The following is a 23,415-nucleotide window of genomic DNA, read 5'->3' as shown; positions in this document are numbered from 1 at the left end:
TAAGATATAAAAAAAACCTTAAAGCTAAAAAGCTTTAAGGTTTTTTTATTAGTGCGCTGCGCCAGGCGTCATCATGAACACAGTCCAATATGTGAAGCCGGCAAAGAAAACAGTTAAGTATCCGAAGAAAATATAAATATACATACGCTCAGATAATTTCAAATAGCCCAGTAGAATGAAGAATCCTGTTTGTCCTAAAAAGATCAGTGAAGTCGTCTTCATATCACCAAGGAAAAACATGACTGCAAATATCCCAGTCCAGAATCCTAATACTCTGTACATACGATCCATATGTATCCCTCCTTTGCACCCTCAGTCCATCAATAAACATTATAAAGGAAAAATCCATCAAAAGTAAATAATCTTTGTAACCAGTTTGTGACGATTACCGCAAATAGTGGCAGTTTTCGATAAATCATGAAGTCTTAAGTATAATATACCACCTACTCGGAAGAATTACCCACTTTTTTGAACCGTGTGGAGCGAAACGAGGGTGAAGTATTCATTAATTACTCAAATAATAAAAAAAGCAGGATAAATCAGTGTACAATAGTTATACATGTGGTATACAATTAATATATAATTTGTATAAGTAAATTTTAGGGAGGATACAGTGATGATGAAACTCACCTTTTTTACCTATCCCAGCTGTACATCGTGTAGAAAAGCGAAGAAATGGCTGAAATCGAATTCCGTTGATTTTGAAGAAAGACATATTTTCAGAGAAACTCCTACCCAGCAAGAAATCATCGATTTATTATCTTTGACTACAAATGGAGTAGACGAAATTCTAGCGACACGAAGCCAAACGTATAAAGCTTTAAATATAGACATTGAGGAAATGAGCCTTTCAGAGGTGGCCCGATTAATTTCAGAAGAACCTAAATTGCTTAGAAGGCCGTTGCTTACTGACGGGAAAAAGCTTGTTGTAGGTTATGATCCGGAAGGACTTAGAAGTTTAACAAATAAACGGTCGGTGTATCAGTTGACTGTATAATCCTTCTGTCTATCCTGCCAAACCATTCCCCAACACAACAGTCCAGCCGGTGATAAACTCAGTTCAGGTCTTTCCCAAAGCACAAAAAAGGAGGATGCATAAATTGCGTCCTCCTTTTTGAATGTTGTCCAGCGGCCGGCGCTGAACGGCCGCTTCCGCTTTTCTTTTGTCCAGCTTCAGCGGCCAGCGCCTAGCGGATTTCGGTCTCTCTCCTTGCGATAAGTCATCATCGAATCGCTTCGCTCTTCGTGATTCCTTTATCTCATGCAAGAGCCCTCCAATCCGTACGGCGCTGAACGGCCGCTTCCGCTTTTCTTATGTCCAGCTTCAGCGGCCAGCGCCTAGCAAACTTCAATGCCATTCCCTCCGATAAGTCAACATGGAATCGCTGCCGCTCTTCGTGTTTCCTTTATCTCAGGAATGGCCTCTCCAGTTTGTACGGCGCTGAACGGCCGCTTCCGCTTTTCTTATGTCCAGCTTCAGCGGCCAGCGCCTAGCGGATTTCGGTCTCTCTCCTTGCGATAAGTCATCATCGAATCGCTTCGCTCTTCGTGATTCCTTTATCTCATGCAAGAGCCTTCCAATCCGTACGGCGCTGAACGGCCGCTTCCGCTTTTCTGACTGGGCTAGCTGGATTCGAACCAACGCATGTCGCAGTCAAAGTGCGATGCCTTACCGCTTGGCTATAGCCCATCGATTAACTGTTTACAGTACTAGTATGAAAAAAAAACAAAAAAATATGCAAAAAAAGAAGGGGAAAATAAAAAAATGTCGAATATGACTACTTAATAAACTGAAAGGTGGTGCAGCTTATATATTATTCAATTGAAGCCTTAGCCGATTCAATCCTGAAAAAAGCAGTAAACAAAAATGTCACTGATATCCACTTGTTCCCCCGTAAAGATGATTACCTTATGCAGCATCGAAGCAATGGTATCCTCACCCCGAATGTAAGCATACCTATCCCTGAAGGAGACAGATTAATTTCTCATTTTAAATTCATGGCTTCCATGGATATAGGGGAAAAGAGAAAACCTCAAAGCGGTTCCTTTACTTTCAATCTATCCAGCAAACCACTTGATCTCCGTGTATCTACCTTGCCCACTACCAGCTTGAAAGAAAGCCTCGTTATCAGGATACTTCCTCATCAAAAGAGTCTTCCTATCGATAAGTTAGCGCTATATCCATCTTCAGCACGAAAACTGCTTGCCTTGTTAATGAATTCCCATGGGTTGATTGTATTTACTGGTCCAACAGGAAGCGGAAAAACCACAACTCTTTATTCACTGGTTGAGCATTGCTCTTCTGCCATGCAAAGAAACGTTGTCACGTTGGAAGACCCGGTTGAAAAATACAATGATTCAATTGTACAAGTCCAAGTGAATGAAAAGGCGGGAGTCTCCTATTCTGCAGGTCTGCGGGCAATTCTGAGACATGACCCGGATATCATCATGGTTGGGGAGATCCGGGATGAAGAAACTGCGGAGGTTGCCATCCGTGCAGCCTTGACCGGACATTTAGTTCTATCAACGCTGCATACTAAAGACGCCAAGGGGGCCGTGTACCGTTTGATGGAATTAGGTATCCAATGGCATGAAATTCAACAGAGCCTGATTGCTGTCACAGCACAGCGCCTCATTAATTTGGTTTGTCCATTTTGTGGAGAAACATGTTCGGATCTATGCAGTCAGAATCCAAGAGTGAAAAGGGCCACCGTTTATGAAATATTAAGCGGAAAATCACTGGAGCAGGTATTGAAGGAAGCTAAAGGGGAATTGGCAGAATATCAATATCCCACACTTTCGAAATTGCTTCAGAAGGGTTATGCACTTGGATATGTACCCCTCAAGGAACTGCAAAGGTGGAATTTGGAGTGAGAAAGGGCGTTAAGGATAAAGGCACTTTCCTGAAGCGGCTGGGGGAACTTCTTTCTTATGGATATTCATTAACAGAGGCTATTGAATTTGTCTTTATTGGACATTATCAGAAACAAGAATTATTAAAGCGAAAAATGCTCTCTCATCTGCAAAATGGTTCGTCTTTATCTGAAGCTCTGAAAGATGGGGGAATGCCCCTCCATGTGTGTTCTCAAATTTATTTTGCGGAAAAGCATGGTAGAATGGCAGAGACTCTTGTCAGCGCCGGGGAATATCTTAATGCGCGGCAAAAGGACAGGCAGGCTTTGATGAAGGTCATGACATATCCCATAGTTCTATTGTTCATTCTTACAGGTGTATTGATTCTTTTGAAAAGTGTGTTGTTCCCCCAATTTGACATTCTTTATTCCTCCCTGGGATACACCCCGGATAGTCATCTGCGCTTTTTCTTCCTCCTTATTGACAAACTGCCATTTCTGACAATTGTGTTCCTGGGTTTCTTACTTATAACAGGAGGAACGGTCTACTCCCGTTACCACTCCCATACTCCCTTAAGGAAAGCTGAGTTTCTTCTTCGGCTTCCTTTCCTCTCCCGTTACTTTCGACTTTTCTATACCCAATTCTTCTCTCGTGAAATGAGCTTTCTGCTTAACAGTGGAATGTCAATAAATCAAGCATTAACTGAAGTTGGTAAACAATCATACAGACCACTCTTTAAAGAAATCGCTGACCGAATGATTCAGGAATTGAGGATCGGCAAAAGCTTCTCTGAATCAATCGAGCACTTTGATTTATTTACAGAAGGTTTATTGGAGGTGATAAGACACGGCGAAAGAAGGGGACAATTGCCGAGGGAGCTTTTCATATACAGTCAGTTTTGTGTGGAGACCCTTGAATTCGGCGGGAAAAGACTATTGACCGTAATCCAGCCGGTTGTTTTTCTCTTCATAGGCGGGTTTATCCTTGTCATCTATTTTTCAATCATGGTTCCGTTGTTTCAAGTAATGCAGTCCCTAGGTTAATGTTACACAATCAAATTTACCAAAGGAGGAGTTTATAATGATAAAAAATCAAAAGGGTTTTACCTTGATAGAAATGAATATATGTAAGAACCTTTAAGTATTTCTTATGTGTAATATCAACAGGAGTAACCCTTCCCCTATCCTTAGCGCTTTTCTCTTTTCTCTTCTTGAGCAATTAACCCCTAAACATTAAAAGGAAATAGGACTTCAGGCCATCTGGGGTATTTAAGGGGACATTGTATCTTCAGTTAAAGGGCCATTTAATTGAATATCAGCTAATTGATCCATCTCTTGTAGTCAGGTGAACTTTATCTATATTTTCCGTTAAAGCTGGTTGAGGATAGTGAATGAATAAACAAAAAAGTCGTCAAAATGACGACTTTTTTTAGGTTTACCATTAATTTGTCCTTCTTTCATTGCTATTTAGGACCACGATTCCATTTTATAAAATCAATTTTAGGTATCCACTCAAGGCCGCTTATTACCCAACTGATTGGGGGAAATTAGAAAAGCAGGAATATAAAAACTTATAAGAGTATATGAATATAATGAGCTAGAGAGAGTCCTCAAGCTCTTTCTGGGAAAACCCGTATGAATCACATTGTAGAGATGCCTTATTAACCCTCCGTTTCGGCAACATACTTATAAACCCCTTCTTTCTTCCTCACATAAAGATGATCTTTATTTTCACTTCCTTTTAAGAAGTATATTTTAGTTCCGACAGGTAGTGATGTTGCCATATTTTCTTCTATGCTTCCTTTTTTCTCGTGTGATTTAGTTATCTTTCCTACTTCCTCCAATTCATTAATATTAATAGAATGAACTAATTCCTTGCTTTCATATATACGATCATTAAACAGAAAAATATCCGCTTGAGGATTATTTTCTAAAATATTATTTGCAATTGATTCTGTCGATGAGGTACTTTGATTTGTGCAAGCAGCCAATAAGAAAACTAACGCTAGGAATCTAAATAAATTCAACATCATACCACCCCTTTTTAAGAATTTTATCACTTCAAACGCATCTTTTTACATATATTCCTAAAAGAATATTTTTTTCTCGAAAAATAGTGATATATTTTAAATTGTAATAAAATTACAAAAAAACAGGAGCATTCCTGTTATGAAGAAAAATATATAAGAGGTGAAATTAAGTGAATATTAGACTTGCTGAACCAAAAGACATTAATCAATTAATTAAAATGAGATGGGATAATACCATTGAGTTTGATGAGAGCAAAAAAGACGAGTCCTATGAAGAGTTTGAAAGGGAATGCCGAACGTTCTTAGAAAATGCACTAAAAAGTAGTCAGTGGTTTATTTGAGTTGCTCAGGATAAGGGGAGAATTGCTTCTCATATATACATAGAATTAATAAAAAAGTGCCAAGGCCTGGTAGTGTTACTCATCCATTTGCATATATGACCAACGAATACACCATTCCAGAATATCGAAATGGAGGCGATGGAAGCCCCGTTATGGACTTACGTTGAGGGCTTTTTTTGAGTCTTACCTCACATAAGTTGTTTATGATGCTTTTTATTTATCCTTTCATAACCATTGTGTACCTTATTATAAGTTGAGATGATAATTCTATTGACGTTCAAGTTAAAAGTGATTTGGTCTCTTACTTTGGAAGTCTATAAAGCAGTATTTGTAGAGAAAGGAAGAGCACACAAGAATATATTACAGGTAAATAAAAGAATCACTGATAAATTTAACGGGTTCAGTTTTGAAGTAGAAAATACCAATAAGTTAATCAATTAGCAAGGCAATTAGCAGAGATTTTAACACATTAAATAACAATATAAAAAGCAATGGATTGTTTAATCCATTGCTTTTTGTTTCTTCTGTTCTTTTTTTTACTAGCTGCCACCCCAATAATTACTTTTCGCTCTCTCTTCTTCCTGTGTGATTTTTTCGCTGCGTTGTTTTTTGCTGGATAATAAGCTCCACAAGAACCCTAATATGCCAAATACCACAATCATAAACACGAATGTCCAAATCACATTTACTCCCTCCTTCCTTTAAGTCGTTGAGGTGTGGACTTACAGTTCGAATACATATTCCTATTATACCTTAAATAAAACTTTCGAGAGAAAAACGGCTGACTTTTTAGAAAAATGCAACTTTTAATGAAGGAATTCCAAATTTATGGTAAAATAAACTTATGAGTAATCATTTAAGGAGGGCTTTGATGAAAAGATTTTATTTATGATGGTTGGGCTTTTGTTTTTCTTAGGAGCGAGTAGTAATGGGGCATCCTCAAGTTTAGAGGAATTTGATAATTCAAACCTAAAAAAGATATTAAAGACGAGGCATTCATTTCAAGCGAAGTTGCCTACCAAGACACCATTTAAAGTTGAGTCAGCGAAAAACAATTCGTCTATATTTCTTTCGCCCTTTAAATAAAAAAGACAAGCCTAAAAATAAAAGGGAAGAACCCAGCGGGTTAACGAATAGCAGAACTTGTTGAATGGTACTGTCTATCCCTAAGTCAAATTGAGTTAATTGAATAAAATATTATATTTAAATCTCCCGGAAACTCCTTTACCATCTAATAGAATTTTTAAGTAGTTTCCAGCCAAGTCAATATATCTATCCTTCCAACAGTTGTTCATGCCAATCCCCCTATAAACCAGTTGTCCAAGGATGGGAGGGTGGAGAATTAGTCTAACTCTTCGCTTGCTCTTTTTGCATGAATTTTAAGCCCAGTGGGGGTTCTGGCCACGATGCCTTCCTTTTTCAATTGGCTTATTAACGCACTGACTGTTTCACGTGTTGAGCCAATCATCGTTCCCAAATCATTATGAGTGATTTTCACTTCAATTGTCTGCCATTCATTTTTCCTCTTTCCGAACTTCTCACTTAATCTCATCAGCAAAAATAATAAGCGGTAGCGTACTTCTCTGTTTGCAATCAGTTCACTTGTTGCGTAAACCTCATTCAACCTGGAGGATAAGATCTCTATAAACCTTATAGCCAGCCTAGGGTTTTGCGAAATGAATTCTTCAAAATCATTTTTTGTAATAGTACAAAGGATTACTTCTGACATTGATTCAGCGAAAACATTATGGTCGGTTATAGAAAAAGAGGTTGTTTCCCCAAAAATATTTCCGGGACCGAGAATATCAATTGTAAATTGCTTATTATTCTTACTTTCAATATAAAGTCTAACTTGACCTTCCTTTAATACAAAAAGTGAATCAGGTGGATTCTGAGAACTAATAATTTTGCTCCCTTTAGTTACAGATTCCATCTTACTAATCTTTCCGATGCCTTTAAGTTCTTCCAAAGGTAATTCCTCAAACAGATTTATTTCCGACAGGTAAAGTAACTTTTTATCATCCATGCTATAATCACCTTCAATTTATGTATTGCTGCTTCTCATCATTATCTATTAGTCTAACGTAAATACTTAAACATTGCATATTTCAATTGAAAAAAAGCTCCCCGTAAGAAAGGGAAGCTTAAAATATGAGAGATTAACGGTGGTCATATGCACTTCTGATGTTAGCGAACCCTGCTAATCTATCGGATACGGTAACAAGGTCGCACCGGTTTAGATCCCTTAAAGCTGTTTTACCCAGTGATTGGGCAGCCATCTTCATTTCTGTTACTGAAGATATGAGAAAGTTGTTTAAGTGTTTAGCAGCTTCTTCTACATTGAGTTCATCTTTTAATTCCCCTGAATACATCGCTATCTGTGGTGGAGGATCTTGAGGCAATGCTTTTGTCATTTGACTCTGCATAGCTGCCATTAAAGCGATCGATCCAATATAGACAGCATCTGCTCCTAAGGCTAATGCTTTTAAGAAATGGGCAGGAGTTTTTAATCCACCTGCAATTATAACGCTTAAGTCACCTCGTTTATTGTTCTTCTCCAACCAATCGACCGTTCGTACTAATCCTTGGAGTGTTGGTAGCCCAACCGTATCTTGAAGTGTTGGCGGTGCGCTTGATGTTCCTCCTTCTGATCCATCAATGGTAATGAAATCAGCATTAGCCTCTGTCACAATTTCCAATTCATATTCCACATAATCGGAAGCAGCAATCTTCACTCCGACTGGTACCTCATAGTTTGTTTTCAGTTTCTTAATCAGTGATACAATATCAGATGGCGATTCGGTATTTGGAAATCTTGAATTAATTACAGCGTCTTCTCCTTCTTGAAGATTCCAAATATCTTTCAATTCTTCGGTCACTTCACTTGAATCAGTTTCATCTGTAATTGCTCCTCCGAATGCACCTTGACCAAACTGTACTTCTATTGCATCTACCTGTTCAAGTTGTTCAGGTGTGTTGAGCCAGCCGCCACGGTTATATTGACCAATCAATAACTCCGCATTTTCACGCTCATATGGAGTAACAGCAGACTCACCAGTATTTGTAGATGTTCCCGCCATGGTGGCTCCTTTAGCTAGTGCTGTTTTCATCGGCTTACTCAAGGAACCTCCAAGCGACATTCCAGTAATCATGATAGGCATTGAAAGCTTCAACGGCCGAACAGCCTTAGGCCCAATAACCGTTTCACTGCTGATTGTTTTGTAATCTTTAGAAGGCAGTTCGAATAGCTGCTTAGGATTAAGAAGCAAGTCATTCCAAGGTGAAAGAACATTGGGACTTCCTATTGGTCGGGTAAGAGGCTCACCAGATTCAGCTCTCATCCCAGCTTCTACAACAGCCGTAGGTGTTAATTTTTCCATCATCGTGGTCATGGCAAACAGATTCTTTGGATAAGGCTTGGTTAACATATCCTCCATTCTGTTATCCATCATCGGTTCCATCATTTTCATTAACATTTTATCAAGCATTTAATCCCTCCTGATTTTTTCTTTCTATTACAAACAATTCCACCTTTAAGCCTTTAAAAACAATTTTTTCAATGATCTGTAAGATAGATTACAAAAAAGAAAGACCCTTCCCCGAGATTCTGGTAACTAGAATTTCAAGTCAAAGGAAAATACTTTTAACAAGGGCTGATTCTCCAAGTTTGGGCTGATAGGCAAGTTGCCAAAACCATTTACAGGCAATAAGTTACTTGTATAGGTTGAGGGAGGTGAGTGAATGGGAAGGCAAATAAAACATACTTCTCGAGATGTGGAGTCGTTAGCGAGGTTGATGCTGTCAGAAGCAATCGGCGAAGGTGCACAAGGGATGAACATGGTAGGAACGGTTGTGGCTAATCGGGTAGAGGCAGACTGTGCTCCGGACTTTAGAAACTTGCGTAACATAAGGCAAGCAATTTATCAAACAATCCCTGGAACTGGCATCCCTCATTTCGAACCCGTCCTAAACGGTTCTTTGTATACGCAGCGCCCCGACGAAGCTGACCTCCAGAGGGCCAGAGATTTACTGCAAGGTTACAGGGATCCTCGAGCAAGGATGAGCTTGTGGTTTTTCAACCCCAGTCCAGGTAGCCAATTTCGGGCTCCTTGTACTGAGACTATGCCAAGATCTCCCATGACACAATTCGAATTTGCCCACAAAAATCATTGTTTCTATGTAGGTGTACCGGGCTATTGCCCAGAGTTTTACCGTTAAAAATATAAGAAGGAGCTGATTTTTACATGACATATGGAAACTCCAGTTATTATGCAACAAATTATTATCCTGATTATTATTCGGCTTCCATGATGGGGAGCAGGACCATGCAACAGCCAGGAGGCTTTCCAATGAATATCCCTTCTGGACCGACCTATTCCGTGCCTGTGATGCCGATTGGTACCGGGCAGCAATTACCGACAGGCGTGGTGGAAGAATCGTTCATCGAAAATATCCTTCGTTTCAACAAAGGAAAGGTCGGGACCTTCTATTTTACTTACCAAGGAAACAGCAGGTGGAATGCAATGGTTTATCATGGACGCGTGGAAACAGCGGGTCGTGACCACATCATCATCAGTGACCCGGACAGCGGAAAACGCTACCTGCTTCTCATGGCTAATCTCGACTGGGTGGAATTCGAGGATCAAATCAATTATCCTCACACTGAAATTAGTCCGGCTGTACAGGCGACGATGGAAACATCAATGTGATGTTGGAGGAGGCTTAAAACCCGCAAAATCCTGGGGATTGTGCGGGTTTCTTTTTACATATAATTGGAAAATGAAGTATCCAATGTAAATATCTGTTTAGTTCAAACATAGATTTCCTGTTGATAGAAGAGGAGGGGAAAAGGATAAAACTCTCCCTTAGGTGTGACCTCTAATTCAATTTAAGAGCTTCTTGAACCTTGTCTGCATGAACAGACAGTTTAAGTCCTTTCTTGATATACCCTTCTTTTTTTAGTGCAGATATCATGGCACTGGTAGTTTCACGGGTTGATCCTACCATTCCGGCTATGTCCGCATGGGTTAATTTCATATTGATGGTTTGCCACTCTTTTTTTCGCTTGCCAGTTTTTTCACTGAGTTTGAGCAAAAGAAATAGGATGCGGTACTTAACATCGCTTAAAGCGATCTTTTCACTGAGTGTATAGACTTCTTTTAAACGGTTGGACAGGATATTGATGAACTTCAATGCAATTTTGGGATTTTTCTCAATGAAAGCTTCAAATTCATCCACTCCAATGACACACAGATAGGTATCTGTCATTGCTTCGGTATAGATATCATCATCAGTAAGAGATAAAGTGGAGGTTTCCCCAAAAATATTTCCGCCGGTCAGGATATCAACAGTGAACTGTTTTCCTTGATGATTCATCCTGTACAGGCGGACCTGCCCTTCTTTTAACAGAAACAACGCGGGAATTGGCTGATCGGGCGATGTAATGACTGTCCCCTTCTTTACAGGTCGCATCTCGCTTAATTCATCGATTATTTCAAGTTCTTCCATAGGAAGTTCTTCGAATAAACTTATATGTGATAACAAAGTTAATTTATCCATCTTTTTTCTCCCTTCAGACTCTTTTGTAATCTCCCTTACTGCACAGACTAGTTATAAATCTTAAACTAATGAGGAAGGAGGGAGGCACGGTGCTTTCATTATATACGATAGATGGCTGTTCAAAATGCCATAAAGTAAAAAATCGACTTAAAGCTCTGTCAATACCTTTTACCGAGAATAATATCCTACAGAACAAGTCCTATGCAATCGAACTGCAAAAATTGAATGGAGAAATTATCACCCCAGCTTTACGTATAGACAATACATTTTATACTGGCTGTCACTTGCTTCAAGTTCTAAAAGAGGAGAATGTCAATGAACTCAAAAATTATCCAAGCTCATGAAACAATGAAAATCCAAAAGCAGGAAATGACAGAATTCCTTGAAAGTGCGGCCAATATGGTCAGCGATGCGCAAATGTTGAATGAGACGGCAGAAGATATCAATCATTCCATTGATGTTGCCGCAGGTCATGCAGGGAACGGTGCAGATACAGTCGACAGCACCGTTCATATTTTCAAGGAAATCATGTATTCATCACAAGTCATCTTGGATAAAATCAAAACCCTGAATGACGCTTCCGGCAGGTTGAATGATATCTTACTGAACCTAAAAAAAATTTCTTCTCAAACCAATTTGTTAGCGCTTAATGCTTCTATTGAAGCGGCAAGAGCGGGTTCTGCAGGAAAAGGGTTTGATGTAGTGGCAAAGGAAATCAGAAAGCTCTCCGAGGAAAGCGGCAATGCTACAAAACAGGCAGAAGACTCCATTAAGTCCATCTTCACCCAGATTCAAAAGATTGATAAAGAATCACAAGATGGGGTAAGAGCCACATCGAAAGGAATCAACGGTATCCATGAGACAGCTGCTTTATTCAAGAACATTCACCGTTCTATTGAAAAAGTTGGAGAAGGGAAGCAAACCCTCTTGGAAAACTCCCGCCGAATAAAACAAGAGAGTGAAAATGCTCATCAATCAGTAAACGTGATTTCCTCCAACCGACAGGTTATCTCTGAAGGATTAGAAGAAGCGCTGCGTGTACATAATTTACTAACCAAAGAATGACGGGCGGAATAATAAAAAGGACATGTGGGGCACTTCCCCATTTATTCATTGCCGTCCTCATGCCATGCATACAGACAACAGGAGCATTCAGGCTGAATGTCCAAATAGCGACGGCTGCCACCATTTTTTCTGAACCGCTCCATTTTCTAATCAATTTAGGTAGTACCAGTAACATTCCCATCATCAAAAAAATTGTTTTAAGAAGAAAAAGAACAAATACGTTTAAATCAAAATAGGTTCCTGTAAATAGAGAAACGAAATGACTGCTTGTAATGATTGTGCTTATGATAAAGATATACAAGTGCAAGGTACCGATCATCCCGACTAGTTCCAATGTTTTCTTAGCGGGAGGTTTGTTCAATCGCTGCTGATACAAACGAAATAGCATTCCACTAATCATGCCCAAAACAAAATCATATATAAAGAAGTTTTCTGTCTTTAGGAAAGAGGAAAGGGTAATCACGGTAAGAGCGACCAGCCATAGGCCAATAATAATCATCAATGTTCCTTTATCTTTGGCTCTAAAGGTCAAGATACTTTCCTTCTGACTAACCTCTTTCTTACTTAATCTATAAACTCGTTCAAAAAAATATAGAAAAAGAGGAGTGATAAAAAAAACAATCAGTAATTGCAGGTGCCCCCAATATTGAAAGTAAGTCAGTCTTTCAGAAGGAACGAACATTTCCAGTACATTTTCATTATATGCAAAGAAAATAGAACCTAACAGCTCTCCTCCCTCTCCGGGTATAAAGCGGGATATCCATTCAAATCCTGCCATTAACAGAGCAGTCACAAAAATCAGCCATATCATTCTAATAAAAAAACGTTTTTTTAGATAAGGGACCGTTTGGTAGCCTATTGAAAATAAAAAAATCGTCAAGAAGATCCGGCTCATCATATCAGGGAGTTCTATCGGGAGGACAAATGTTGACAATAAAATCCCTAACAAAGATCCAATATAGGGTATGGAGATATAGAAGAACTGGCTGTTAAGAAAGTTAGATAAGGTCATGCTGATTCTGTAGATAATGATAATGGCAATTATGCTAATAAGTGGGCTCATTTTCAATCTCCGTCTATCAAGGTAATATACTAATATAATAACCTATGATAAAAGAAGTGAAAGTAACCTTTCTTACATTTTGGGGGCTTTGTATAATTAAATTCATTTTTCTGTGTGAAAGAGTGGAGCAGGGAAGTTGAATGTTATATGTGAAATTTGAGGCAGCAGGCTACCCCAAAAATTAGAAAGTAATCTTTTGATGCTGGAATGTAATCTAACTTACAAATCGGCATCAAACCTTAGAGGCACAAGGGATAAAGTAATCCTAACCTTTAATATCGCTAACATATGTCTCGAATTCAAAGTTTATCGTGGGAGAAGAGGGGAATATCAGGAGTATCTTTACTTGAAGGGAGTATTTACCAATGACTAAGGCTCTATTTTTAAACTGTACCCTTAAAGATGAAGGGGAACAATCAAACACAAAAGCATTAATGCAGAAAATCGTTTCGATTTTTGACCAAGAAGGTATCGATTCTGAAATTGTAAGGGTATCTGATTACAACGTTAAGTATGGAATCACTCCGGATGAAGGTGAAGGGGATGAATGGCCGCAAATTTATCAGAAAGTAATGGAAAGTGACATTCTGATTATTGGAACACCACTCTGGTTAGGTGAGAAAAGCAGCATCGCCACTAAAGTGATTGAACGTCTTTATGGCAGCAGCAGCGAGACGAACGAAAAGGGTCAGTATATTTATTACAACAAAGTGGGCGGTGTAGTGGTGACTGGAAATGAAGATGGTGCCAAAAATGCCAGTGCTTCTGTTCTGTACGGGCTCGCTCACATAGGATTTACGATTCCCCCTAATGTGGATACATACTGGGTTGGCGAAGCCGGGCCAGGACCTTCCTATATTGAAGCGAATGGGGAAGAGAATGATTTCACTTCTCAGAATGCTAAGATTATGGCTTACAATCTGATTCATTTTTCACGTATGCTTCAGAACACACCAATTCCAGCCGAAGGGAATGTCATTGAATAAAATAATGGTCCAGTGCCTTATTGCTGGACCGACCTTTTTTCACCTATTAATAAAATAATAAAACAGAGGGGATAGATAAATGAAACTGGAAACAAAGCAGTCAGTGAGTGATCGATTCAAGAATATCCGTAAGCAGACTATGACACTTGCTCAGCCTTTGCAAGCTGAAGATTACATACTCCAAGCTCACCCGGATGTCAGTCCGACAAAGTGGCATATGGCCCATACAACTTGGTTTTTTGAGAAGTTCATTCTTATCGAGCACTTATCATCCTACAAGGAATTTCATCCGGATTTCAGCTATCTGTTTAACTCCTATTATGAAACAGTCGGATCTTTTCATCCCCGACAAAGAAGAGGGGTCCTGTCTCGGCCGTCTATTGGCGAGGTAGAAGCCTACCGGGCATACGTAGACGAGTATATGGAGCTACTTCTTAATAGCGCTGAAGAAGAAAAACTTAAGGTTATTGAAGGGTTGATTGAAATTGGACTTCAACATGAGCAGCAGCATCAAGAGCTCATTTTGATGGATATCAAATTCAACTTCTTTGTGAATCCTCTTTACCCAGCTTATACTGATAACAATCAGAAGTCCGAAGGCAATCTAGTTGACATGGATTTCATCTCTTTCAATGGGGGGTTAGTGGAAATCGGGCATAATGACGAAAGGTTTTCCTTTGATAATGAGAGGCCACGCCATAAAGTATGGGTGGAACCTTACCGTCTGGCAACCCGGCCTGTAACAAACAGTGAATATATTCAATTTATAAAAGATGACGGGTATCAAACTCCTGAATGGTGGCTTTCTGATGGATGGAATAAAGTGAAAAAGGAACAATGGACTTCGCCTCTATATTGGGTGGAAAAAGAGGGAGAATGGCATCACTTTACACTTTCTGGTTTGCAAAAGGTAGACCCTGATGCACCTGTCACTCATGTAAGTTTTTATGAAGCAGATGCTTACAGCCGATGGAAGGGAAAAAGACTTCCAACAGAAGCAGAATGGGAGCATGCTGCCCAATCAGTTACCATTGAAGGAAATACAGTGGAGGATGGATTCCTTCAGCCGCACGGGCAGTCATCAGGAAATTCTCATCCTTTACAGAAGTTGTTTGGAGATGTATGGGAATGGACATCAAGCCCGTACACGCCTTATCCAGGAAATAAGCCACTGGAAGGAGCTCTGGGAGAATATAATGCGAAATTCATGTGTAATCAAATGGTTCTTCGCGGTGGATCGTGTGTTACACCTTTATCGCATATAAGGGAAACATATCGTAATTTCTTTCCGGCTGATAAGCGCTGGCCTTTCAGCGGCATTCGCTTAGCGGAGGATGATCAATCATGACTGTTCTGAATCCTTCCATCTCTCAGTATGACTATTACACAAACCAGGAAAACATGCTGAAAGACGTAATACAAGGTTTGACCAAACCTGAAAAACAACTTTCAGCCAAGTATCTCTATGACCAGAAAGGGTCGGCTCTATTCGAATCGATAACAAATCTGCCTGAATACTATCCTACCCGGACAGAGCTGGCCATATTTGAAGAAAACGCTGAGGAAATGCGATTACTAGCAGGGAATGCACATACAATAGTTGAATACGGAAGCGGAAGCAGCAAAAAGATACAAAAGCTGATTTCGTTATTTCATGAACTAAATGAATACTTGGCAATCGATATCTCCAAGGAGTTTTTATATGAATCTTGTTTGGAATTAGCCAAGCTGCATCCTGATTTAACTATAAAAGCAGTGTGTGGTGATTACACAAATAAATTGCCACTGCCTGTTGAGAAGGACAGGAAGAAGATTGTGTTTTTCCCAGGTTCGACAATCGGCAACTTTGAACCAGAAGAAGCTCAAGCTTTCTTGAGGAACACTGCAGAGTCACTATCAACCGGAGACGGTTTAATTATCGGAGTTGATACAAAAAAAGACCGGTCCATCCTCGAACAAGCATATGATGATGCCCAGGGGGTTACGGCAGCCTTCAATTTAAATCTGTTGGAAAGATTGAACAGGGAGCTTCACGCTGATTTTCAAATAGAACAATTTGAGCATAAAGCAGTCTATAACGAAGTCGAAGGAAGAATCGAGATGCATCTGCGTAGTTTGACAAATCAGCAGGTGATGATTGCAGGTCAGCCAGTTGTATTTGCACAAGGAGAAACCATTCATACAGAAAACTCTTATAAGTACTCACCAGACGAATTTCAACATTTGGCATCTCAATGCCTATTTACACCGATCCATGTCTGGACAGATGAAGATGAGCTTTTCAGCGTTCACTATATGGAAAAGAGATAGTATCACAGAGTCAATGTTCGTTGTATAGTGATTCATATTTGTAATAATAAAAAACTCAGAGGAGCCTCTGAGTTTTTTTATAAGGAAGGAAGATTCCAGCCGGGTTATTTAACACCTACTTGAAATGAGTGTTCAAAAACTTTATCACTTCTCCAGGTGTTTTAGCATTTGCACTATGAAGATGTGCCATCTTTTGACCATTTTGGAAAACCAGTAAGCTCGGGATGCCCATTACGTCCTGCTCTTCTGAAACCTCTGGAAGTTCATCTTTATTTAACTCGTGAATTGTCAGACTGCCGACCTCTTCTATCACGGAAGGCATGAAAGCATCCATGCGTTTGCAGTCCGGACACCAATTAGTATAAAATTTCACAATTGTTCTGTCCTTGCTTGATATAAGGGTTTTGAACTCTTCTTTACTTCTGATATTCATGTTGAGACCTCCTGTATTATGCAGAAATGATTGTTTCTGCTTTTTCTTCTTTTCTTAGTTTAAATACGATGGCTAAAATCAGGGAGAAGAAAATATGGGTGCCCAGGCTCATAAGCTGCTGTGGCGCAAATACAGCCCCTAAGTTTGTACCCATACCCATCATCATCGGCATGATCAGCAGAGGACCGATAATCCAAATACCTATGCCAAATAGTATGGCAAGTGTCCATACGTTATGAATGACCTGATTGGCTAAGGCAAAAGAGAGGCCAAAAATGATGCTGATCACCATATGAATGATCCAGCCGACCGCAAGGCTTTCACTTCCCAGCATGCCGGCAATCATGCCGATCATCCCCATCATCTGCATCATAATTCCAAAAATAATACCGCCGATAATGCCTCCTATTATTCCATTGCTAAGTTTGTGTTTCATCAACAGCACTTCCTTTCGTTTTAATACCATAATTATAATTCATAATAGTTTTAATTTTCTGTAATCGGTATTACAAAAAAGGAAGGGATCACTTTATTTCCGCTTTTGCCCATCGGAAGGTTTTTATTAAGGCTAATTTTTAAATCTAAGTCTGTTTTTCATGAAAAAAGATTAAGAAAGGAATGCCCTTTCAATAGAATGTTGAAAGGGCATTCCTGCAAGGAAATTATTTCAGATTTTTCTTGATGTACTGTACAATTTTTCTCAGTTCGGTTGCAGTAGGCCGTCCGAATGGACTTGTCTGCCGCTGCTGAAAAAGTAGTTTTCCCTTTTCATCTACAAGGAAATAAGCTGGTTCTCCGTGTGCTCCATGATCTTCATAAGGAGCATCTTCACTATGGTAATGGACACCATAAGCTTTTAGCGCTTCCAGGTTTTCATCAGCAAGGACAGGGAAACTCAACTTGTTTTCCTCCGCCATTTTAGCGAGATCTTCTTTAGCATCTGTAGAAATGGTAATGAAATGCACTCCTTTATCTTCGAAGAAACCACTGTTCTCTTCTAAATCCTTTAAATCCTGAACACAAACAGGGCACCATGATCCTCTGAAGAATATGATGAGGTGCCAGCTTTTATGTTCTTCTTGGTGTGAGGCGAATGAAAATATCTCTCCATTTGCTTTTGGAAGAGTGAAATCGGGTGCTTGGTCGTTCAATTGTAATACAGTCATTGATAGTCCTCCTTTGTTATGATAAATACTTGCCTCTTGATACTATCTCTTCCCTTCAAAAAAATATGTAAGCCTGATGACATAAGGAATGTAAATACCGTAAGCCAGCTTACAGAAGTCAATGCTGAAAACACAGTAAAGTATAGACGAGTTAAATTAATAATAAAGGTGATGCGTATGAATAAAAAACAATGGCTGCAGTTAGGATTATTAAGTTTAATCATAGCAAGCCTTATAATCGTCAACCAGACTGTATTTGACATTTCTCCAGAAGCAATCAAAGCGATGATTTTATCTATTGGAATTTGGGCTCCTGTTCTATTTGTACTACTCTACACACTCAGGCCGTTATTATTATTTCCTGCATCGGTGCTTTCACTGGCCGGCGGGTTGGCCTTTGGTCCTGCATTAGGAACTGCATTGACTGTTACAGGGGCAACCTTAGGGGCCGCGCTTTCTTTTTTTGTCGCCCGTATGATTGGTAAAGGGAGGTGGCAGGGGAAGCAAAGTGGAAAAGCCGAACTCATTCAAGAAAAATTAGAAAAGAATGGGTTGTTCGTGGTACTGCTGCTTCGTTTAATTCCGCTTTTCAACTTTGATCTGATTTCCTATACTGCAGGGGCTTCTAAAGTCCGTTTTACTCATTTCATGATAGGAACGGTGATTGGAATCATTCCAGGGACCTTTGCTTACAATTTCCTGGGTTCCACCACAACATCGGAGAGTGCATTGTTAATCGCAGGGGCGATTGCCTTTTTTCTGATCTTAACCATTGTTCCTCTTTTGTTTAGAAACAAAATTAAAAGGTATTTAGAACAATAAGGTGCTCATACTTTTTTATATAGGAATAAATTAGCAACACTGAAAACGCCTAAGGTGAATCTTTAGGCGTTTTAATTTTTCAGTGCTGTTCAACAAGGTGTACTATTTCCCGTGTAAGTTGAATTTTTCCCTCTACCGGTTTTTCTTTTTATTAAATCTGTCTATTTTAAAAGGCGGTTGTCTCATGCAATTCTCACTTTTCATACATAAACTAAAAGAGAGAAGGGAGGTATGAAAAGTGTTACAATTTTTAACATCGATGTTAAACAAAAAGAATGATAACGATCATTCAGATATCCCTATCCATCCTTTTAGTTTACATGGGGGCGGGCAGCGCAGGCCGGCTCAAAGATCCAATGAGCCTATCCGTGATCCATTCGGTTTCTTTCCCAGAAGGGAAAACCAAAACAACCCACAAAGGAATACACAAACTAGTCAAACGAAACAGACGAATCAAAGGGAAAGAAGACAGGATCCTTTTGGTTTTTTCCCTGCAAGGCATTCAGAAGGCCAGCAAGGGATGGGTGAGGAAAAATCAGAAAAGGATACCGAGCCTCAGGCTGTTGATTCACCAGTTACTGAAGGACAATCAAACACCTTGCAGGAGTGGATAAAAGTTGCTGAATCTGCGGCACCACTCATAGAACAATATGGGCCGATGATGAAAAAGATTCCTTTAATGCTATCTTCTTTAAAAAAATCAAAGTGACCAGCAACACCCTCCACATATTAAAAGGTTGGAGGTTTTTTTTAATTGTTGAAGGTTGAAATCTCGAACGATACTGCTTTTAAGAACGATTGAAAGCTATCAAGATGATGTGAAATCTCCGTGAAAAAATTTTGATTTTCAGTTATATTAGGAAGCAATTTTAGATGAGGAAAATCTGTAACAATGCCATCAACGTTCATTTGCATTATTTTTTTGAAGTCAGACTGTGAATTGATAGTCCATGTGAATGCCTTGCAATCACATGCATGAATTCTTTCTAGATATTCTGGCGAGAGGATTCTAAAGTATGGATTGATGTAATTACAAATCTTGGCCACTTTCTTTAACTGATCATTTGTAAGGGCCTCTAACGTTAAGTAACATAAAGGCAAGCTGGGAAGAAGCTCCTGATAGATCTGGAGAGATTTCAAATAGAATGATTGAATAATAAGCTTGTTTTTCATTTCGGCTGGAGAATAATACTTTTTTATTACGGCAGCAACTACTTCTTCTTTCCCATGGTCTTTATGGTCCAGTAGAAAAGGAGTTTTATTTTTATATTTTGTAAAGACATCCTCTAAAAAAGGGATCTTTTCTACTTTTGATTTTGAGGACAGAGTTAATTGCTGAAGTTGTTTTTTTGATAAAGCTGAGATGGGTTTTCCGAACTTTTCGAGTGAGAAGTTGTGGTAAATGGCCGCTTGATTATCTTTTGTGATTTGAATATCCAGCTCAATCATATCCGATTGATGTAGGATAGAATGATCAATAGCCGAAAAGGTATTTTCGATATGATGTCCAGCCCCTCCCCGATGTGCAATTAAAAGGGGCTTATAGCTATAATTATCTTGTTTGGAAATGAAATCTTCTTCAAATGTAAGTAATACAATGATCAATAGGATTAAGTAAAGTGTGAATAGCTGTGACATTCATTCACCTCCATCCGAATTCTCTTTATAATATGTCGGGCTTACTCCCGAGGGAATCCTTATTTTAAACAATATTCTTAAAATACAACTTCCAGATCAAATTGTATCTTAGGTTTTAAACCAAGTTATTATACAAAAATAATATGTAAATGGAAAAAGAACATGGCTGAAATGCCTGAAGGTCCCTGCCGTTTGGTATTAATCATCATATTATTCATTCTTAAATAATAGTAGGTGTGGCTTTCACTTACTAAAAGGTAGCAGGGAGACACTTTATAACTGAGTGTTCTTTTTTTTCGTGATCTTACAACACATGTCTGGGCAGTATGTGCAACTACCCAACCAAGCATCTGCAGAGGAAAAAAGAAAGGCTTTATGGAGGTTAGGATACACCATATAGTATTCAGTCAAAGTTAAGAGGTGAGCCTATTCGACATTTCTCAATCGGCTTTGATCATACAATAGTGTTATATTCCCAATTTAACCAAGTAAGGGCTGAATCGCAGGTAATAGCGATTCAGCCCTTACTATAGGAGAGGTGATATGTGGCACTTTACGGAAGTTTTGGATACATCATATCCTATTCAAACAGAATCGAAGAGTGAGCCTTTTTGAGATCTTGAAAACACCTTTCTTTCCCATAGGAATATGATACAATTGACAACAATTTAGGAGGTTAGAACATGATTCGATATGTTGCGGTAGGAGATTCGTTGACTGTAGGGACGGGACGCAGTATGTTTTCCCCGAATTTTGCTAAACGATATGTCATTAAGACGGAAAGGATTATGAGAAATGAAATTTCTTTAGATCAATTTGCAAGAGTAGGTGCCACGACAGAAGATATACTTAAAATGATAAATCATCCGTTTGTAAAAGAAGAACTGGACAAAGCCAATATTATTTCCATTACTGCCGGTGGAAATGATTTAATTGATGCAGTTAGAAGCTATGAAAGACAAAAGGATGAAACGGTCTTCTATGAAGCGTTATCTAAATGTCAAGATAATTTAAGTAAGATCTTCTATTCCATTCATGAAATGAAGCAAGATAACAATGATAACGGTTTTTATATCATTCGGTTGTTTAATTTGTACAATCCTTTTCCAAAGGTTGAAGTTGCAGAGCATTGGATTTCAAAGTTCAATCACCATATCCATACTTTCAATGGTTCCAAGAATACAAAGGTTATAGATTTGAACCAGGTGTTTGACAATCATGAAGAAGAGTTAATATCCCGGGATGGAATACATCCTAATGATAATGGGTATGAGCTTATGGCTGAACTACTAAAGGATTCAACCATATCAGCAATTGAAGATCACGCAAAAGCTGAGGAAGATTCCAACCAACGGCAGGTTTGAGGTCTGGAACAGTTATGTGAATAATCACGTATGTATAAAACCTGATTGGTAAAAGGTGCCCGACTCTTGTGGGGGAGGGTGGAAATCTTGAGGTCCAATTACTTTAGGTCAAAGAAAAAGAGATCAAAAGCAGAGTGTCTGCATTATTGATCTCTTTTTTGTTATTAACTGCAGCTATTTACCTTTTAGAAGCTCCGTATCTAACTCCAGAAAACGCTGCTAAGTCTTTATCTAATGTGACAAGATCTTCCCTATTGAGCTCACTCGTAGCTAGTTTGCCCATTACCTGCATGGCACTTTTCATCTCAGCACCGCATGATTTCAGGAAGTTCCCCAAATCCTTTGCCCCTTCTTCCATGTCAAACTCATCTTTCAGCTTGCCTGAATACAAAGCGAGTTGAGGCGGTGGAGCTGTCGGCAATGCCTTTGTCATTTGACTTTGAAGGACAGCCATTAAGGCAATAGAACCGATATAAACCGCATCTGCTCCCAATGCCAGTGCTTTTAAGAATTGGCCTGGAGTCGCCAATCCTCCTGATACAATCAGTTGAATCTGGTTTCTCCTTCCGTTTTCTTCAAGCCAGTCAGCTGCACGGACAAGTGAGTGAAGTGTCGGCAGCCCTAAGTCATCTTCAAGAGTCGGAGGGGCACCGGCCGTGCCACCTTCTGCACCATCTATAACAATGTAATCGAGATCTGCCTTTGTAATAACTTCTAAATCCAACTCTACAAAATCAGATCCTGCGATTTTAACCCCTACTGGTACATCATGAGAATTCTTTATACGATTTATGATGTTAACAATTTCATCAGCATTCTGGACGTTTTGCAATCTTGATTGAATCGTAGATCCTTCGCCTTCCTTTAAGTCCCATGCACCTCTAAGATGATCGCCGATTTTGTCTGCTTTGGTTTCAATCTCAGCGGCACCGCCCCAAGCGCCTTGGCCTAATTGAAATTCAATAGCGTCTAAATGTTTCAGGTCACTTTCCTTCATTCTCATGGCCCGATTATACTGTCCGATGAGGAGGTTGGCGCTGTCTCGTTCTTCATCAGTTAAAGCTGATTCACCTGTATTTGTTGCCGTACCGGCAATCGAAGCCCCTTTTGCAATCGCGGTTTTAATATTTAAGCTGAGAGAGCCTCCATAAGACATTCCGGTAATCATTATTGGCATGGACAACTTCAGTGGTTTCTTACAACGAGACCCGATGATTGTTTCAGTGGTTATGTCAGCCTTTTTTTCTGTAGGTAATTTATGTAATTGGCGAGGGCTCATATAAAATTGTTCCCAAGGTGAGAGAACGACAGGGCTGCCAATTGGACGTTTTATTTCTTGTCCGGTTTGAGCTCTCATACCAGCTTCCATGATGGCGCGTGGTGTTAGCTTAGTCATGATGGTTGTCATGAGGAATGGGTTTTCTTCGTATTTTTTTGTCAGCATGTTTTTCATGGCTGCATCCATTGTAGGATCCATCATCCATTGCATCATTTTTTCAATCATATTTATTTACCTCCAAACATTTTACTTATAGTTTCTCTCTAATTTGCTTTCTTATTCATGCTAACAATATAGACGATAGTACAAACACAACTTTATTTTAAACATAAATTAAAGTATGGGATGTATTTTTGACTCATTCCAAATAATCACTAAGGAGTTGAAGTTCATGTCACATTCTTATGGAGCAGGTTTTGCGCTGATAGTTGTGCTGTTCGTATTGTTGATTGTCGTGGGTGCCGGCTATGGTGGCGGTTACGGCTACTAATTTAACTTAACTTAGAA

The 23,415-nt window shown here is 39.3% G+C and carries 28 protein-coding genes and 1 tRNA gene; 16 read left to right on the top strand and 13 right to left on the bottom strand.

The window, feature by feature from the left end; all coding sequences use genetic code 11:
• Positions 1-48 precede the first annotated feature (48 nt).
• Positions 49-291 carry a DUF2626 domain-containing protein gene (locus ACOJQI_RS16340; protein ID WP_006837891.1) on the bottom strand — a complete coding sequence of 81 codons (243 nt, stop codon included), beginning with the start codon at positions 289-291 and terminating at the stop codon, positions 49-51.
• 325 nt (positions 292-616) lie between these two features.
• Between ACOJQI_RS16340 and ACOJQI_RS16335 the strand changes: the two genes are divergently transcribed.
• Positions 617-997 carry a Spx/MgsR family RNA polymerase-binding regulatory protein gene (locus ACOJQI_RS16335; RefSeq protein ID WP_421379809.1) on the top strand — a complete coding sequence of 127 codons (381 nt, stop codon included), beginning with the start codon at positions 617-619 and terminating at the stop codon, positions 995-997.
• Positions 998-1,618: 621 nt separating this feature from the next.
• Here ACOJQI_RS16335 and ACOJQI_RS16330 read toward each other — a convergent pair.
• A tRNA-Gln gene (locus ACOJQI_RS16330) sits at positions 1,619-1,690 on the bottom strand.
• A 107-nt stretch (positions 1,691-1,797) separates the two neighbouring features.
• Between ACOJQI_RS16330 and comGA the strand changes: the two genes are divergently transcribed.
• Genes comGA through ACOJQI_RS16315 form a run of 3 tightly spaced genes read left to right on the top strand, consistent with a single transcriptional unit; the run spans position 1,798 to position 3,993 of the window.
• A complete protein-coding gene (gene comGA, locus ACOJQI_RS16325; protein WP_421379807.1) occupies positions 1,798-2,874 on the top strand; it encodes a competence type IV pilus ATPase ComGA in 1,077 nt (358 codons plus the stop codon).
• Positions 2,871-3,896, top strand: coding sequence for a competence type IV pilus assembly protein ComGB (gene comGB / locus ACOJQI_RS16320; RefSeq protein ID WP_421379805.1), 1,026 nt, complete (start codon positions 2,871-2,873; stop codon positions 3,894-3,896). Before comGA ends, comGB begins: the two co-directional genes overlap by 4 nt.
• A gap of 37 nt (positions 3,897-3,933) precedes the next feature.
• Positions 3,934-3,993, top strand: coding sequence for a prepilin-type N-terminal cleavage/methylation domain-containing protein (locus ACOJQI_RS16315; protein ID WP_421385492.1), 60 nt, complete (start codon positions 3,934-3,936; stop codon positions 3,991-3,993).
• 520 nt (positions 3,994-4,513) lie between these two features.
• On the opposite strand, the gene ACOJQI_RS16310 is transcribed toward ACOJQI_RS16315, so the two are convergent.
• Positions 4,514-4,912 (bottom strand): hypothetical protein, encoded by a 399-nt coding sequence (locus ACOJQI_RS16310; RefSeq protein ID WP_421379804.1) that lies wholly within the window; start codon positions 4,910-4,912, stop codon positions 4,514-4,516.
• Between the two features lie 140 nt (positions 4,913-5,052).
• On the opposite strand from ACOJQI_RS16310, the gene ACOJQI_RS16305 reads away from it, so the two are divergent.
• Complete coding sequence (locus tag ACOJQI_RS16305) at positions 5,053-5,223, top strand: hypothetical protein (RefSeq protein ID WP_421379803.1); 171 nt, start codon at positions 5,053-5,055, stop codon at positions 5,221-5,223.
• 539 nt (positions 5,224-5,762) lie between these two features.
• On the opposite strand, the gene ACOJQI_RS16300 is transcribed toward ACOJQI_RS16305, so the two are convergent.
• From ACOJQI_RS16300 to ACOJQI_RS16290, 3 genes are all read right to left on the bottom strand, one after another.
• Positions 5,763-5,906: a hypothetical protein gene (locus ACOJQI_RS16300; protein ID WP_421379801.1), complete on the bottom strand. Its 144-nt coding sequence runs from the start codon at positions 5,904-5,906 to the stop codon at positions 5,763-5,765.
• Between the two features lie 659 nt (positions 5,907-6,565).
• Entirely contained in the window at positions 6,566-7,249 is a 684-nt protein-coding gene (locus tag ACOJQI_RS16295) for a Crp/Fnr family transcriptional regulator (RefSeq protein WP_421379799.1), read from the bottom strand.
• A gap of 133 nt (positions 7,250-7,382) precedes the next feature.
• Entirely contained in the window at positions 7,383-8,711 is a 1,329-nt protein-coding gene (locus ACOJQI_RS16290; RefSeq protein ID WP_421379797.1) for an FMN-binding glutamate synthase family protein, read from the bottom strand.
• A 253-nt stretch (positions 8,712-8,964) separates the two neighbouring features.
• Here ACOJQI_RS16290 and ACOJQI_RS16285 point away from each other — a divergent pair, with 253 nt between their 5' ends.
• Complete coding sequence (locus ACOJQI_RS16285) at positions 8,965-9,441, top strand: cell wall hydrolase (protein ID WP_421379795.1); 477 nt, start codon at positions 8,965-8,967, stop codon at positions 9,439-9,441.
• Between the two features lie 131 nt (positions 9,442-9,572).
• Positions 9,573-9,932: a spore coat protein GerQ gene (gene gerQ / locus ACOJQI_RS16280; protein WP_421379793.1), complete on the top strand. Its 360-nt coding sequence runs from the start codon at positions 9,573-9,575 to the stop codon at positions 9,930-9,932.
• A 169-nt stretch (positions 9,933-10,101) separates the two neighbouring features.
• Here the strand turns inward: gerQ and ACOJQI_RS16275 are convergent, their stop codons facing one another.
• Positions 10,102-10,782, bottom strand: a complete 681-nt coding sequence (locus tag ACOJQI_RS16275; RefSeq protein ID WP_421379791.1) for a Crp/Fnr family transcriptional regulator — start codon at positions 10,780-10,782, stop codon at positions 10,102-10,104.
• A gap of 89 nt (positions 10,783-10,871) precedes the next feature.
• Between ACOJQI_RS16275 and ACOJQI_RS16270 the strand changes: the two genes are divergently transcribed.
• The gene (locus tag ACOJQI_RS16270) at positions 10,872-11,126 is read left to right on the top strand and encodes a glutaredoxin family protein (protein ID WP_421379788.1); all 255 of its coding nucleotides are present in this window, start codon (positions 10,872-10,874) and stop codon (positions 11,124-11,126) included.
• Positions 11,092-11,847 carry a methyl-accepting chemotaxis protein gene (locus tag ACOJQI_RS16265; protein ID WP_421379786.1) on the top strand — a complete coding sequence of 252 codons (756 nt, stop codon included), beginning with the start codon at positions 11,092-11,094 and terminating at the stop codon, positions 11,845-11,847. Before ACOJQI_RS16270 ends, ACOJQI_RS16265 begins: the two co-directional genes overlap by 35 nt.
• On the opposite strand, the gene ACOJQI_RS16260 is transcribed toward ACOJQI_RS16265, so the two are convergent.
• Complete coding sequence (locus ACOJQI_RS16260) at positions 11,789-12,910, bottom strand: hypothetical protein (protein WP_421379783.1); 1,122 nt, start codon at positions 12,908-12,910, stop codon at positions 11,789-11,791. The two genes, ACOJQI_RS16265 and ACOJQI_RS16260, sit on opposite strands and share 59 nt — an antisense overlap.
• A gap of 365 nt (positions 12,911-13,275) precedes the next feature.
• On the opposite strand from ACOJQI_RS16260, the gene ACOJQI_RS16255 reads away from it, so the two are divergent.
• From ACOJQI_RS16255 to egtD, 3 genes are all read left to right on the top strand, one after another.
• Positions 13,276-13,896, top strand: a complete 621-nt coding sequence (locus tag ACOJQI_RS16255) for a flavodoxin family protein (protein WP_421379781.1) — start codon at positions 13,276-13,278, stop codon at positions 13,894-13,896.
• 79 nt (positions 13,897-13,975) lie between these two features.
• Positions 13,976-15,244: an ergothioneine biosynthesis protein EgtB gene (egtB, locus tag ACOJQI_RS16250; RefSeq protein ID WP_421379778.1), complete on the top strand. Its 1,269-nt coding sequence runs from the start codon at positions 13,976-13,978 to the stop codon at positions 15,242-15,244.
• Complete coding sequence (egtD, locus tag ACOJQI_RS16245; protein WP_421379776.1) at positions 15,241-16,206, top strand: L-histidine N(alpha)-methyltransferase; 966 nt, start codon at positions 15,241-15,243, stop codon at positions 16,204-16,206. The genes egtB and egtD overlap by 4 nt, the downstream gene beginning before the upstream one ends.
• Before the next feature lie 115 nt (positions 16,207-16,321).
• Here the strand turns inward: egtD and ACOJQI_RS16240 are convergent, their stop codons facing one another.
• The 3 genes from ACOJQI_RS16240 to ACOJQI_RS16230 all read right to left on the bottom strand — a co-directional run bounded on the left by ACOJQI_RS16240 (position 16,322) and on the right by ACOJQI_RS16230 (position 17,805).
• A complete protein-coding gene (locus ACOJQI_RS16240) occupies positions 16,322-16,639 on the bottom strand; it encodes a thioredoxin family protein (protein WP_421379774.1) in 318 nt (105 codons plus the stop codon).
• Positions 16,640-16,655: 16 nt separating this feature from the next.
• Positions 16,656-17,075 (bottom strand): hypothetical protein, encoded by a 420-nt coding sequence (locus tag ACOJQI_RS16235; RefSeq protein ID WP_421379772.1) that lies wholly within the window; start codon positions 17,073-17,075, stop codon positions 16,656-16,658.
• 226 nt (positions 17,076-17,301) lie between these two features.
• The gene (locus ACOJQI_RS16230) at positions 17,302-17,805 is read right to left on the bottom strand and encodes a peroxiredoxin family protein (RefSeq protein WP_421379770.1); all 504 of its coding nucleotides are present in this window, start codon (positions 17,803-17,805) and stop codon (positions 17,302-17,304) included.
• A gap of 177 nt (positions 17,806-17,982) precedes the next feature.
• On the opposite strand from ACOJQI_RS16230, the gene ACOJQI_RS16225 reads away from it, so the two are divergent.
• Complete coding sequence (locus ACOJQI_RS16225; RefSeq protein WP_421379768.1) at positions 17,983-18,627, top strand: TVP38/TMEM64 family protein; 645 nt, start codon at positions 17,983-17,985, stop codon at positions 18,625-18,627.
• A gap of 238 nt (positions 18,628-18,865) precedes the next feature.
• Positions 18,866-19,336, top strand: coding sequence for a VrrA/YqfQ family protein (gene vrrA / locus ACOJQI_RS16220; RefSeq protein WP_421379765.1), 471 nt, complete (start codon positions 18,866-18,868; stop codon positions 19,334-19,336).
• A 41-nt stretch (positions 19,337-19,377) separates the two neighbouring features.
• Here vrrA and ACOJQI_RS16215 read toward each other — a convergent pair whose 3' ends face one another.
• Positions 19,378-20,265, bottom strand: coding sequence for a glycerophosphodiester phosphodiesterase (locus ACOJQI_RS16215; protein ID WP_421379763.1), 888 nt, complete (start codon positions 20,263-20,265; stop codon positions 19,378-19,380).
• 683 nt (positions 20,266-20,948) lie between these two features.
• Between ACOJQI_RS16215 and ACOJQI_RS16210 the strand changes: the two genes are divergently transcribed.
• Positions 20,949-21,629 carry a GDSL-type esterase/lipase family protein gene (locus ACOJQI_RS16210; RefSeq protein WP_421379760.1) on the top strand — a complete coding sequence of 227 codons (681 nt, stop codon included), beginning with the start codon at positions 20,949-20,951 and terminating at the stop codon, positions 21,627-21,629.
• A gap of 178 nt (positions 21,630-21,807) precedes the next feature.
• Here ACOJQI_RS16210 and ACOJQI_RS16205 read toward each other — a convergent pair whose 3' ends face one another.
• Positions 21,808-23,133: an FMN-binding glutamate synthase family protein gene (locus ACOJQI_RS16205; RefSeq protein WP_421379758.1), complete on the bottom strand. Its 1,326-nt coding sequence runs from the start codon at positions 23,131-23,133 to the stop codon at positions 21,808-21,810.
• A gap of 166 nt (positions 23,134-23,299) precedes the next feature.
• Here ACOJQI_RS16205 and ACOJQI_RS16200 point away from each other — a divergent pair, with 166 nt between their 5' ends.
• A complete protein-coding gene (locus tag ACOJQI_RS16200) occupies positions 23,300-23,398 on the top strand; it encodes a YjcZ family sporulation protein (RefSeq protein ID WP_421379756.1) in 99 nt (32 codons plus the stop codon).
• Positions 23,399-23,415: the final 17 nt, after the last annotated feature.

Origin of the sequence: Bacillus salacetis, assembly GCF_049177075.1 — a bacterium.
GTDB lineage: Bacteria > Bacillota > Bacilli > Bacillales > Bacillaceae_B > Rossellomorea > Rossellomorea salacetis_A.
The sequence above is the reverse complement of the archived record's forward strand: the minus strand, read 5'-3'. Positions and strand labels throughout refer to the sequence as shown.